The 12,514-nt window shown below is 69.9% G+C and carries 12 protein-coding genes and 3 tRNA genes; 8 read left to right on the forward strand and 7 right to left on the reverse strand.

The genetic code is table 11. The features are described 5' to 3' along the window. Nucleotides 1-116 precede the first annotated feature (116 nt). From SLUN_RS18940 to purS, 5 genes are all read right to left on the reverse strand, one after another. Nucleotides 117-932, reverse strand: coding sequence for an META domain-containing protein (locus SLUN_RS18940; protein ID WP_108154831.1), 816 nt, complete (start codon nt 930-932; stop codon nt 117-119). A gap of 92 nt (nt 933-1,024) precedes the next feature. Next, complete coding sequence (locus tag SLUN_RS18945; protein WP_108149730.1) at nt 1,025-1,816, reverse strand: maleylpyruvate isomerase family mycothiol-dependent enzyme; 792 nt, start codon at nt 1,814-1,816, stop codon at nt 1,025-1,027. A 100-nt stretch (nt 1,817-1,916) separates the two neighbouring features. Next, nucleotides 1,917-4,196: a phosphoribosylformylglycinamidine synthase subunit PurL gene (gene purL / locus SLUN_RS18950; RefSeq protein ID WP_108149732.1), complete on the reverse strand. Its 2,280-nt coding sequence runs from the start codon at nt 4,194-4,196 to the stop codon at nt 1,917-1,919. Beyond that, nucleotides 4,196-4,876: a phosphoribosylformylglycinamidine synthase subunit PurQ gene (purQ, locus tag SLUN_RS18955; protein WP_108149734.1), complete on the reverse strand. Its 681-nt coding sequence runs from the start codon at nt 4,874-4,876 to the stop codon at nt 4,196-4,198. The genes purL and purQ overlap by 1 nt, the downstream gene beginning before the upstream one ends. Then, nucleotides 4,873-5,118, reverse strand: coding sequence for a phosphoribosylformylglycinamidine synthase subunit PurS (gene purS / locus SLUN_RS18960; RefSeq protein ID WP_078076409.1), 246 nt, complete (start codon nt 5,116-5,118; stop codon nt 4,873-4,875). Before purS ends, purQ begins: the two co-directional genes overlap by 4 nt. A 279-nt stretch (nt 5,119-5,397) precedes the next feature. Between purS and SLUN_RS18965 the strand changes: the two genes are divergently transcribed. The 8 genes from SLUN_RS18965 to SLUN_RS19000 all read left to right on the forward strand — a co-directional run bounded on the left by SLUN_RS18965 (nt 5,398) and on the right by SLUN_RS19000 (nt 9,823). Beyond that, nucleotides 5,398-5,733: a histone-like nucleoid-structuring protein Lsr2 gene (locus SLUN_RS18965; RefSeq protein ID WP_175257621.1), complete on the forward strand. Its 336-nt coding sequence runs from the start codon at nt 5,398-5,400 to the stop codon at nt 5,731-5,733. A 100-nt stretch (nt 5,734-5,833) separates the two neighbouring features. Beyond that, nucleotides 5,834-5,905, forward strand: a tRNA-Gly gene (locus tag SLUN_RS18970). A gap of 81 nt (nt 5,906-5,986) precedes the next feature. Next, nucleotides 5,987-6,059, forward strand: a tRNA-Gly gene (locus SLUN_RS18975). A gap of 139 nt (nt 6,060-6,198) precedes the next feature. Continuing rightward, complete coding sequence (locus SLUN_RS18980) at nt 6,199-7,116, forward strand: ABC transporter ATP-binding protein (RefSeq protein WP_108149738.1); 918 nt, start codon at nt 6,199-6,201, stop codon at nt 7,114-7,116. 1 nt (nt 7,117) lies between these two features. Then, the gene (locus SLUN_RS18985) at nt 7,118-7,882 is read left to right on the forward strand and encodes an ABC transporter permease (RefSeq protein ID WP_108149740.1); all 765 of its coding nucleotides are present in this window, start codon (nt 7,118-7,120) and stop codon (nt 7,880-7,882) included. A gap of 8 nt (nt 7,883-7,890) precedes the next feature. Beyond that, nucleotides 7,891-9,123: a sensor histidine kinase gene (locus SLUN_RS18990; protein ID WP_108149742.1), complete on the forward strand. Its 1,233-nt coding sequence runs from the start codon at nt 7,891-7,893 to the stop codon at nt 9,121-9,123. Then, the gene (locus tag SLUN_RS18995) at nt 9,120-9,728 is read left to right on the forward strand and encodes a response regulator transcription factor (protein ID WP_108149744.1); all 609 of its coding nucleotides are present in this window, start codon (nt 9,120-9,122) and stop codon (nt 9,726-9,728) included. The genes SLUN_RS18990 and SLUN_RS18995 overlap by 4 nt, the downstream gene beginning before the upstream one ends. Before the next feature lie 22 nt (nt 9,729-9,750). Continuing rightward, nucleotides 9,751-9,823 (forward strand) — tRNA-Gly (locus tag SLUN_RS19000). A 47-nt stretch (nt 9,824-9,870) separates the two neighbouring features. On the opposite strand, the gene SLUN_RS19005 is transcribed toward SLUN_RS19000, so the two are convergent. Continuing rightward, the gene (locus SLUN_RS19005; protein WP_108149747.1) at nt 9,871-10,770 is read right to left on the reverse strand and encodes a phosphoribosylaminoimidazolesuccinocarboxamide synthase; all 900 of its coding nucleotides are present in this window, start codon (nt 10,768-10,770) and stop codon (nt 9,871-9,873) included. Between the two features lie 277 nt (nt 10,771-11,047). Further along, on the reverse strand, nt 11,048-12,508 hold the full coding sequence (locus SLUN_RS19010) for a N,N-dimethylformamidase beta subunit family domain-containing protein (protein ID WP_108149749.1): 1,461 nt from the start codon (nt 12,506-12,508) through the stop codon (nt 11,048-11,050). Between the last annotated feature and the right edge of the window lie 6 nt (nt 12,509-12,514).

Below are 12,514 nucleotides of genomic sequence, written 5' to 3' on the forward strand. Positions count from 1 at the left end.
CCCTCAGGCGGTGATCACGATGGGTGATTTGGGCCTACGCGGAGCCCCCGCCGGAGCTGGGCCGGGCTCCCCGCCGATCACGCTGATCACTGCTGACCGCTGTTGATCACTGCTGATCACTGCTGCGGAATCGGCTCCGCGTTCGCGGCCAGTCCTTTGCCGTTCGCCGCGGTGAGGGAGAGGCTGCGGTGCTGAAGTTCGTACATCACCGTCCCGTCGAGGACCTTGAGCATCTCGCGCTCCAGTTTCATCTCCGGGCCCGGGCAGAGCTTCCGGGTGGTGGCGAGGCGGCCGAACGTGATCTTGGCCCCGGAGACCTTCGCGGTGCTGGTGAACGTGTTGCAGCCGAGGCTGCCGTGTACGGAACCGTCCTTCCCGAAGGTCAGATTCGCCTCCGTGCCGGCGGTCAGGGACGACGCAGTCCCGCCGGCCAGGAGGGAGTCCACCACCCACTTGGTGCCCACCAGCGGAGCCGGGGGCTCGGACGTGAGGTTGATGGAGTCGCCCTTCTCGGTGGTCAGGGTGAGCTTGTCGTCGGCGACCTTCGCCTTGAGCTTGCCGTGGAAGGCGGCGCGCAGGGCGTCCTCGAAACCCTGGACGTCCTTGGCACAGGCCATCTCGGTCATCTCGCCCCGGCCCACGGTGATGGTGTCGCCGTTGACGGTGACATCGGCACCGAAGTGGTTGCAGCCGTAGTTGCCCTGGGCGCGGCCCTTTTTGGTGATCTCGACGTGCGCGCCGGACGGGGCCGCGGACTTCCTGCCGTCGACGGTCACGCTGTCGACGGACCAGTGGACGCCGGCGAGGGGCAGATCGGTCGTGACCGTGCCGCCTCCGCCGCCGTCACCGGATCCGGACCCCGGCTCCGTGCCACAGGCGGCGAGGGCGAGAAGGGCCAGGGTGGTGACAGGAATGCTCAGCTGGTTGCGCATACCCATGGGACGGGACAGCCGAGGCTCCGGTTCCCGGGTTGTGGTCCCTGGGCTCTGCGATCGTCCTGAGCCGGGCGGGCGATCATTCTTCGTCAGCCGAGGATCGGCAGCAGCCCCGAGAGGTCGGCGCGCTCGCCGCTCGCGCTGACCTTCGCCGTCTCGAGCGCCTCGGCCCATCCCGTACGCCCGGTGGCGAGCCGGATCCAGGTCAGCGGGTCGGTCTCGACGACATTGGGCGGGGTGCCACGGGTATGCCGCGGGCCCTCGACGCACTGCACCACGGCGAACGGCGGCACCCGCACCTCCGTGGACGCCCCGGGAGCCTTGACCGCGAGCGCGTCCGCGAGGAGCCGGGTGCACGCGGCGAGCGCCCGCCGGTCGTACGGGATGCCGAGCCCGGTCGCATCGTTCACGTCGTCGGTGTGGACGACGAGCTCAACGGCGCGGGTGACCACATAGTCGCCGAGCCGCATCGCACCCACGCGAGTGGCGAGCAGCCGGTCGTCGGAAGCGACGGGCAACAGCTCGGCGAACCGGGCCGCGGTTCGCGCGTAGAGCTCCGGCGGCTCCGCGCTCGCCGCGATCTCCTTGGTGTCGTCGGAGATGTCCCCGGCGTGCCCGGCTGTCGCGAACGGCCAGTCCAGCAGCTCGACCTCCAGCTTGGCCGGCGCGGGCTGCTCGAGGCACTGGGCGACCGCGCCGACCGCCATGGTGATGTGCCCGGCCAGGTCACGTACGGTCCAGTCCCCCAGGCGGGTCGGCAGGGCGAGCTGCTCGGGCGTGAGCGTGCCGACCGCCTGCCGTACGTGCTCGAACTGGGCGAGGACGGCGGCGCGGATCTTGACGGGGTCGTAGTTGCGCGTGCGCTTCTTGGCCGGTGGCATGGACCGACAGTAGGCCGTGGGTACGACAGCGAGACCGAGCCCCTGCCGGGGGACCCGGCAGGGGCTCGGTCAGCAGCAGTCGTCAGACCACGGCAGTACGTCAGACCAGCAGACCCGGGATGGTCGCCTCGTGCGCCGTGCGGAGCTCGCTCAGCGCGATGCTGAACTCGCCCTGGACCTCCACGGCCTCGCCGTCCACCACGCCGATACGGGTCACGGGCAGTCCCCGCGCCCCGCACATGTCGTTGAAGCGGAGCTCCTCGCTGCGCGGCACGGCGACGACCGCGCGGCCCGCCGACTCGCTCAGCAGGAAGGTGAAGGCGTCGAGCCCGTCCGGGACGATCAGCCGCGCACCCGTACCGCCGCGCAGGCACGACTCGACGACCGCCTGGATCAGACCGCCGTCCGACAGGTCGTGCGCCGCGTCGATCATGCCGTCGCGGGAGGCCGAGATCAGAATCTCGCCGAGCAGCTTCTCGCGGTCCAGGTCCACGGCCGGCGGCAGCCCGCCGAGGTGGTCGTGGACGACCTGGGACCAGGCCGAGCCGCCGAACTCCTCACGCGTGTCGCCCAGCAGATAGAGGAGCTGGCCCTCTTCCTTGAAGGCGATCGGCGTACGGCGGTTGACGTCGTCGATCACACCGAGGACGGCCACGACCGGCGTCGGGTGGATGGCGACATCGCCGGTCTGGTTGTAGAGCGAGACATTGCCGCCGGTCACCGGGGTGCCGAGCTGCAGACAGCCGTCCGCGAGACCGCGCGTGGCCTCCGCGAACTGCCACATGACGCCCGGGTCCTCGGGCGAACCGAAGTTCAGGCAGTCCGAGATGGCGAGCGGCCTGGCGCCGGAGGCCGAGACATTGCGGTACGCCTCCGCCAGCGCGAGCTGCGCGCCCGTGTACGGGTCGAGCTTCGTGTACCGGCCATTGCCGTCGGTCGCCATGGCCACGCCCAGATTCGACTCCGCGTCGATCCGGACCATGCCCGCGTCCTCGGGCATCGCGAGCACGGTGTTGCCCTGCACGAAACGGTCGTACTGGTCGGTGATCCACGCCTTCGAGGCCTGGTTCGGGGAGGCGACCAGCCTGAGGACCTGCTCGCGGAGCTCGGCGGACGTCGCCGGCCGCGGGAGCTTGTTCGCGTCGTCGGCCTGGAGCGCGTCCTGCCACTCGGGACGGGCGTACGGACGGTGGTACACCGGACCGTCATGGGCCACGGACCGCGGCGGAACGTCCACGATCTGCTCGCCGTGCCAGAAGATCTCCAGCCGCTCGCCCTCGGTCACCTCGCCGATGACCGTGGCGATGACGTCCCACTTCTCGCAGATCTCCATGAAGCGGTCGACCTTGTCCGGCTCGACGACCGCGCACATGCGCTCCTGCGACTCGCTCATGAGGATTTCCTCGGGCGAGAGGGAGGAGTCGCGCAGCGGAACCGTGTCCAGCTCGACCCGCATACCGCCGGAGCCGGCGCTGGCCAGCTCGCTGGTGGCGCAGGACAGACCGGCACCGCCGAGGTCCTGGATACCGGCGACGAGGTGCTCGCGGAAGATCTCCAGGGTGCACTCGATGAGGAGCTTCTCCTGGAAGGGGTCGCCGACCTGGACGGCGGGGCGCTTGGCGGGACCCGTGGAATCGAAGGTCTCGCTCGCCAGAACCGAGACACCGCCGATGCCGTCGCCGCCGGTCCGGGCGCCGTACAGGATCACCTTGTTGCCGGGACCCGACGCCTGGGCGAGGTGGATGTCCTCGTGCTTCATCACGCCGATACAGCCGGCGTTGACCAGCGGGTTGCCCTGGTAGCAGGCGTCGAAGACGACCTCGCCGCCGATGTTCGGCAGGCCGAGGCAGTTGCCGTAGCCGCCGATGCCCGCGACGACGCCGGGCAGCACCCGCTTGGTGTCGGGGTGGTCGGCGGCACCGAAGCGCAGCGGGTCCACGACGGCGACCGGGCGGGCACCCATGGCGAGGATGTCGCGGACGATGCCGCCGACGCCGGTGGCCGCGCCCTGGTAGGGCTCGATGTAGCTGGGGTGATTGTGCGACTCGACCTTGAAGGTGACCGCGTAACCCTGGCCGACGTCCACGACACCGGCGTTCTCGCCGATGCCGACCAGCATCGCGTCGTTCTCCGGGACCTTCTCGCCGAACTGCTTGAGGTGGACCTTGCTGCTCTTGTACGAGCAGTGCTCCGACCACATCACGGAGTACATGGCGAGCTCGGCACCGGTCGGACGGCGCTCCAGGATCTCCCGGATGCGCTCGTACTCGTCGTGCTTGAGGCCGAGCTCCTTCCAGGGCTGCTCGACGTCGGGCGTCCCGGTGGCGTGCTTGACGGTGTCGAGGCTGTGCTTGATGGTGCCCTCGCTTCGCTCGGTCATCATGCGTTGACCAGCTTCTTCAGGATCGAGGTGAAGAATCCGAGGCCGTCGGTACGGCCCGTACCGATCAGCGGCTCGACGGCGTGCTCGGGGTGCGGCATCAGGCCGACGACATTGCCCGCGGCGTTGGTGATGCCGGCGATGTCCCGGAGCGAGCCGTTCGGATTGAAGTCGAGGTACCGGAAAGCGACGCGGCCCTCGGCCTCGAGCTCGTCGAGCGTGCGCTCGTCGGCGACGTACCGCCCGTCCATGTTCTTGAGCGGGATCTGGATCTCCTGACCGGCGGTGTAGTCCGCGGTCCAGGCCGTCCCACTCGTTTCCACCCGCAGCTTCTGCTCACGGCAGATGAAGTGGAGGTGGTTGTTCTGGAGCATCGCGCCCGGCAGCAGATGCGACTCGGTGAGGATCTGGAAGCCGTTGCAGATGCCGAGGACCGGCAGACCGGCCCTGGCCTGCTCGATGATCGTCTCCATCACCGGCGAGAAGCGGGAGATGGCTCCGGCCCGCAGATAGTCGCCGTAGGAGAAGCCTCCGGCCAGCACCACGGCGTCGACCTGCTTGAGGTCCTTGTCGCGGTGCCACAGCGAGACGGGTTCGGCGCCCGCGAGGCGGACGGCCCGCAGGCTGTCCTGGTCGTCGAGCGTGCCGGGGAAGGTGACGACTCCGATGCGAGCGGTCACGACTCCACCTTTACGACGAAGTCCTCGATGACGGTGTTGGCGAGGAACGTTTCGGCCATCTCATGGATGCGGGCGAGGGCGGCTTCGTCGACCGGCCCCTCCACCTCCAGCTCGAAGCGCTTTCCCTGACGTACGTCCGCGATTCCGTCGAATCCGAGGCGGGGCAGTGCGCGCTGTACTGCCTGTCCCTGGGGGTCGAGGATCTCGGGCTTGAGCATGACGTCGACTACGACGCGTGCCACGGGCACTCCCGGTGGTGTGTTGCGAGGGCGGTTCCCTCAGCGTACCCGGCCGAAAAATCTACGCGGGTAGATATCGCAAGAACACCCAGGGAAAATCCAGGGAAAAATCGCGCTTCCCATTGCCGTCGGACACGCGCATGTAATTGGCTGGGCTTCACAATGCGCCACCCACCGCTGTACAAAGGAATACAGAGGAAAGCAGCATTGCCCCTCAACGGCCGGAAAGCCGGTATCGCCGCCCGTCAGAACCGGTGATACCGCAGGAAAGGACCGATATCCGTGGCTCAGCGAGTAGTGGTCACGCTCTCCGACGACATGGACGGCGGAGAAGCGGCGGAAACGGTCGCGTTCGCGCTGGACGGGAAGTCGTACGAGATCGACCTCAATCCCTCCAATGCAAAGAAACTGCGCAAGGCCCTGGCCCCGTACATGGCGGCCGGCCGAAAGCAGACAAACGCCAGCAAGCATGACAAGTCCCGCATCTCCTACCGGCACACCTCGCTCGCGCCCGCCCCGGCGGCCGTACGGGCGTGGGCACAGTCCAACAAGATGGACGTGCCCGCGCGCGGCAGGATCCCCAAGCGGGTCTACGAGGCCTTCCGCGAAGCCAGTTGAGGGGCACGCGCGGATCCGAGTTGCACTGCACCCCCGCAGTTCGGCTAGAGTCTGGAGCACGCCGAGGGGCGAGGCCGCAAAGCCCCACCTCACGCAGCGTGCGGGTGTAGTTCAGTAGTAGAACATCCTCCTTCCAGGGGGAAGGCGCAGTGTGCAATTCCTGTCACCCGCTCTGCATCGCTTTACCGGACTGCTTCAGTGGGTCGGGTAGGGTGGTGGACGCACCGCCCAGTGAGAGCTGAGCGGCAGCAATGCGGACGTGGCTCAGTTGGTAGAGCATCACCTTGCCAAGGTGAGGGTCGCGAGTTCGAATCTCGTCGTCCGCTCAGAGTGAAGGCCCTGGTCGATATGACCGGGGCCTTCGTCGTATGCGCCCGACGGGTGTGGACCCCCGATGACATTTGTCATCGGAGCCGGTGACAGTGCGCACTGCCCGACGCCCCTGGCCGGCGGAAGCCTTGAGTCATGACCAGCGACGAGTATGTGATCGAGGCGGAAGGGCTGCGGCGGACCTACGCCAGTGGCTTCGAGGCAGTGACCGGGATCTCCTTCTCCGTGGCGCGCGGCGAAATCTTCGCCCTGCTCGGAACCAATGGCGCGGGCAAGACCTCCACAGTCGAGCTGCTGGAGGGCCTCACCGCCCCCGACGACGGGCGGGTGCGGGTGCTCGGCCAGGATCCCTTCCGCGAGCGCGCCGCCGTCCGGCCCCGGATCGGCGTGATGCTCCAGGAGGGCGGCTTTCCCTCCGACCTGACGGTCGCCGAGACCACCCGGATGTGGGCGGGGTGCACCAGCGGGGCACGCCCCACCGGGGAGGCGCTGAAGCTGGTGGGGCTCGCGGAGCGCTCCGGCGTACGGGTCAAGCAGCTGTCCGGCGGTGAGCGGCGGCGGCTGGATCTGGCACTGGCGCTGCTCGGGCGGCCCGAGGTGCTCTTCCTCGACGAGCCGACGACCGGTCTTGACGCCGAAGGGCGACGCGACACCTGGGAACTGGTGCGTGCGCTGCGGGACGGCGGCACCACCGTGCTGCTGACCACGCACTATCTGGAGGAGGCCGAGTCGCTGGCCGACCGGCTGGCGATCATGCACCGGGGGCGGATCGTGACCACGGGGACTCCGGCCGAGGTGACGGCGGCCCGGCCTGCCCGCATCCGTTTCGTACTGCCCGAGGGGGTGGCGGCAGGGCGGCTGCCGCTCTCGCTGCGGGCCGCGGCGGCCGGCCGGCGGATCGAGATCCGTACGCACCACCTGCAGCAGTCCCTCGGTGAACTGCTGCTGTGGGCAAAGGAGTCGGACGTACGGCTGGAACAGCTCGACGCCCGCTCGGCCTCGCTCGAAGAGGCCTTCCTCGACATCGCGCAGACTCAGACGGCGGGTGCCTGACATGACTGCGACGGCCGGACGGCTGACCGCTCTCGGGCGGGCCGAACTGACTCTTCTCCTGCGCAACCGGACCGCACTCTGCGTGGCGCTGCTGATGCCCGGGGCGATGGTGGTGGGGACGAAGTCGTCGCTGGACCAGATGGATCCCGACCAGGCCGGGATGAGCGCCGCCGAGGCGGCGATGACCGGCGGGATCGGCATGGTGCTGATCCTTGTCGTCCATCTCAACCTCGTCTCGGCCTATGTTGCCCGGCGCGAGGAGCTGGTGCTCAAGCGGCTGCGTACAGGGGAGGTGCCGGACCGCGAGATCCTCGTCGGGACGGCACTGCCCGCCGCCGGTCTCGCCCTCGCGCAGTGCGTCCTGCTGGTGGTGGCGGGGGTCGCGCTCCTGCACCTGGGGGCGCCGGAGCGGCCCGAACTGCTCGTGCTGGGCGTGGTGTTGGGGATAGTGCTGCTGACCGTACTGGCGGCTGCGACGTCTGCGGTGACCCGGACCGTGGAGAGCGTGCAGATCACCACCATGCCGATGTTCCTGATCTCGATGGCGGGCTCCGGTCTCTTCGTACCCCTGGAGGTGATGCCGGAGAAGGTCGCGTCGGTGTGCGAACTGCTGCCCCTGACCGGGGTGATGACGCTCGTCCGGGCCGGATGGCTGGGCGGGGCCGACTCCGGGGACCTGCTGGGTGCCGCCCTGACGACGCTGGCCTGGACCGCGATCTCGGTGTTTGCTGTTCAGCGTTGGTTCCGCTGGGAGCCGCGCCGCTGACTGAGGGGATGCCTGTGCGGGTGAAGGGCTGGAGCAGTCGCAGCGGGCTTGCCAAGGTGGACCTCTACACGCGCGGCACGGTCCATCTGATCGTGTGGGTGGGGGTTCTCGGGCTGACCTTGCTGCTGCTGGGCCGGCCGGTCCGCGGGGACGGGCAGCTGGTCCTGGTCGTGACCGCCTCGCTGCTGGCCCTCGCGGAGGGGGTGCTCTGCGGGCGGCTGGCCCGGCACGCGATGGACGCCTATCTGGGGCAGGGGCAGGTGCCCCGGAGGCTGGTCTCATGGGCGGCCGCGGTCACGGCCGGGGCGACGACCGCCGTGGTGGTGCTGGCGGCGACGGCCGATCTGACCGGGCTGCTGCCGACGATGCTTGCGGCGGCGCTGGCGCCGTTCCTGGCCGTCCACAGTCTGCTCGTAAGCAACCGGACCACGACCCTGATCCAGCTCGTGGTGCTGGTCGTGGTGTGCGGGATGGTTTCGCTGACCGGCCGCACGGCCGATGAGGTGCTGTTCACCGTCGTGACCACCGGCTTCGCGAACGGGTGGATGGCCTTCACGGCCCGCTGGTCCATGTGGGTGCTGGCGGTGATGTGGAAGCTGCGGGAGGCGCGTGACGTACAGGCGCGGCTTGCGGTCGCGGAGGAGCGGCTGCGCTTCGGCCGCGATCTGCACGACGTGATGGGCCGGAATCTCGCCGTGATCGCGCTGAAGAGCGAGCTGGCGGTGCAGCTGGCGCGGCGCGGGCGGCCGGAGGCGGTCGACCAGATGACCGAGGTCCAGCGCATCGCCCAGGAGTCGCAGCGAGAGGTGCGGGACGTGGTGCGTGGCTACCGGGAGGCGGACCTGAGCGTGGAACTGGCCGGTGCGTGGGGCGTCTTGGCGGCAGCCGGGATCAGCTGCACGGTCCGGTCCGGGGACGCGGAGCTGCCCGTCGGCGTCCAGTCGGCGCTGGGCTGGGTGGTCCGGGAGGCCACGACGAACGTGCTGCGGCACGGGGACGCGCGGCGCTGCACGATATCGCTGCGCACCGCGGACGACACGGTGGTGCTGGTCGTCGAGAACGACGGGGCGGCCGAGGCGGCAGCCGGCACCCCGGGCTCGGGCCTGGCGGGCCTGCGGGAGCGGCTGTCCGCCGTGGACGGCACGCTCGAGGCAGGACCGGCGCGGGGCGGGCGGTTCCGTCTGACCGCCCGCGTTCCGCTGGGACAGCAGGCGGGACAGGACATGGAGGAGGCGGTGTGACCGTACGGGTACTGCTCGCCGATGACGAGCATCTGATCCGCGGCGCACTGGCCGCGCTGCTCGCCCTCGAAGACGATCTCGTAGTGGTCGCCGAGGCCGCGTCGGGGACCGAGGCCCTCGCCATGGCGCGGGCGCACCGGCCCGATGTCGCGGTCCTCGATCTTCAGATGCCCGCCCCGGACGGTGTGAGTGTGGCCACATCTCTACGAGCGGAACTGCCCGAATGCCGGACGATGATCGTGACCAGCCACGGACGGCCCGGGCACCTGAAGAGAGCGCTGGCAGCGGGCGTGCGGGGCTTCGTCCCGAAGACGGTCAGCGCCCGGCGGCTGGCGGAGATCATCCGTACTGTGCACGCCGGAAACCGCTATGTGGACCCGGAGTTGGCGGCCGATGCGATCTCCGCCGGGGACTCTCCGCTGACCCTCCGGGAGGCCGAGGTGCTGGAACTGGCGGCGGACGGGGCGCCGATCGCGGAGATCGCGGAGCGGGCCTCGCTGTCGCCGGGGACCGTGCGGAACTACCTCTCGTCGGCCGCCTCCAAGCTGGGGGCCGAGAATCGCCATACGGCGGTGCGTCTCGCACGCGAGCGAGGTTGGGTATAGTGGTCTTCGCGCTACGGCGCATGCGGACGTAGCTCAGTTGGTAGAGCGCAACCTTGCCAAGGTTGAGGTCGCCAGTTCGAACCTGGTCGTCCGCTCGGCAAAGAAGGCCCCGGTCATCACGACCGGGGCCTTCTTCGTGCGTCTACTGCCAGGTGGTGCCGGTCAGCAGCTCGTACGCCTCGAGGTACTTGGCGCGGGTCGCGTCCACGATCTCCTGCGGGAGAGCCGGCGGCGGCTGTTCACTCCTGCGGTCCCACCCGGAGGCGGGCGAGGTCAGCCAGTCGCGGACGTACTGCTTGTCGTACGAGGGCTGGGCGCGGCCCGGCTCCCAGGTGGCGGCCGGCCAGAAGCGCGAGGAGTCCGGGGTCAGCACCTCGTCGGCGATGATGAGCTCGTCCCCCTCGAAGCCGAACTCGAACTTGGTGTCCGCGAGGATGATGCCGCGCTCGCGTGCGATGTCGCGGGCCCGGCCGTAGACGGCGAGGGTGGTCTGGCGCAGCTGGGCGGCGGTCTCGGCGCCGACCTGGCGGGCCACTTCCTCGTAACTGACGTTCTCGTCGTGGTCACCGACGGCCGCCTTGGTGGCGGGCGTGAAGATCGGGGCGGGGAGCTCGGAGCCGTCGGAGAGGCCCTCGGGCAGCGCGAGCCCGCAGACGGTACGGGTCTCGTTGTACTCGGCGAGGCCCGAGCCGGTGAGGTAACCGCGGGCGACGCACTCGACCGGGACCATGCGCAGGGACTTGCAGACGAGGGTGCGGCCGGCCCAGTCGGCGGGGGCGCCGGCGGGCAGCTCGGTGGAGATGACGTGGTTCGGGACGAGGTCCTCGAGACGCTCGAACCACCACAGCGACAGCTGGGTGAGGACCCGGCCCTTGTCGGGGATCTCGGTGGGCAGCACCCAGTCGTAGGCGGAGATGCGGTCGCTGGCGACCATCACGAGATCGCCCGCCTCGTTCTGGTACAGGTCGCGCACCTTGCCGGTGTGCAGATGTACCAGGCCCGGCACCTGAAGCGGCTCGGGCTTTTCGACGAATCCGGACACGGTTCCTCCCGTGGTTCTGTCTGATCGCCTCGATTCTCCCGTATGGGGGGAGGGCGGGCCCGGTCAGGGGGTCCAGGTCGGTCCTGGCCGCACCAATCGCGTTTGCAGATGCGGCACTAAGCGGTGTCGGGGAAGTCCGGGTGGGTGAAGGAGCGGGTCGAGGGCCGAGTCTGGCAAGGCGGAGGAAGGAGTCCACGCGGAGCGTCGGCGACTGACGACAACGCAGCCAGGCGACAGCCATCGGCCCGCGACGCCGCCCGGACTTCCCCGGGGCCGCTCAGTCCCGTTTGCAGATGCGGTCGAGCAGATTCGCGGTCGCCCGCTGGACGCGGGTGTCGACATGGCCGGGCCGGTCCAGCGCCGGGGACCAGGCGAAGGTGCCGGACGCGAAGACCAGGGCGCCGGAGGGGGCCCGGTAGAGGGAGGTCTCCTGGTGGCGGACCGCGCCTTCGCCGTCCTGGTAAGGGGAGTGGGCGAGCAGGATCCTGCCCTGGTGCTCGGGAAGCGCGGTGCGCGGGAAGTAGCGGTCGGCCTCGCCCGCGACCAGACCGGGGATCTCGTCGCCCTCGCCGGCGCCGGTCGCCTCCCAGAGCCAGTGATCCGCGTTCCGTACGACCAGGGGGTGCGGCTCGGGAACCCGTCCCGCGTACTGGATGCCCATCAGCTGCTGCTCGGCCCGGTCCATGTCGCGCCAGAGCGCCGACTTACCGGCGCAGCGGCGCTTGCGGCAGGTGAGGAGACGGTCGGGGACGCCGGAGGGCGAAGGGGCGAGTTCGACCTGCCAGTACATCGTGTTGGCGGAGAGGAAGACGAGCGAAGTTCCGTGCTCGCGGGCGAGCTCGACGGAGCGGCGCATCGGGGCGGACCAGTACTCGTCGTGGCCGGGGAAGACCAGTCCGCGGTAGCGGGTGGGGTCGACGCGGCCGGCATGGAGGTCGCGGGTGTCGGCGTAGGCGATGTCGTAGCCGTAGCGCTCGGCCCAGCGGATGAAGTCGTAGGCGTGGCCCACATGGAGGGGCAGTCCCGCGCCCGCGTACGGGCGGTCGAAGGAGACCGTGATGGCGGCGTCCTCCTCACCGAGCAACCGGCCCCGCTCGTCCCAGGCGTGGTAGAGGCTGGCGCCGGTGCGGCCGTCCTCCGGGTAGAGGTTGTACGCCTGCCAGGTGACGTCGGGGAGGAGCAGGAGGAGGTCGGCGGGGTGGTCGTCGCGGACCGTGAAGGGGATGTGGGAGCGGTAGCCGTCGCGGGTGGTGAGCACCGCGACGTACGCCCCGACCGACCAGTACGAGGGGATCTGCAGCCGCCAGGAGAGCCACCAGTGATGGCAGGAGACCGTGCGGTCGGCGGTGAGCGGGGGCGGCTGGACGATGCCCGGGAGGCGGGGGCTGGTGGTGATCTTGCTGGCTCCGTCGCCCGCGTAGTGCCCGATGCGGTAGATGTCGACGGAGAACTGCTGGGGCGGGTCCACGGTGATGTGGAAGTCGATCGCCTCGCCGGGGGCGGCCGCGCCGGTGGACGCGAAGCCCTTGATCTGGCGGCGTACGTCGTCGGCGGTACGGGGCCCGCCGGAGCGGCCGCCGGCCAGGGCCGGGTCGGCGTACCAGGGGACAACCTGGCCGGTGTCGTCGAAGTAGTGCTCGCTGCCGCGCAGCCAGGGGAGCGGGCCCTGCCCGAAGGGGTCCGTGACCGCGTGGGCGAGGGCGCCCGATTCCCATCGCCGGATCTGCTCCGCCCCCATGCCGCG

This window comes from Streptomyces lunaelactis (genome assembly GCF_003054555.1).
Lineage (GTDB): Bacteria > Actinomycetota > Actinomycetes > Streptomycetales > Streptomycetaceae > Streptomyces > Streptomyces lunaelactis.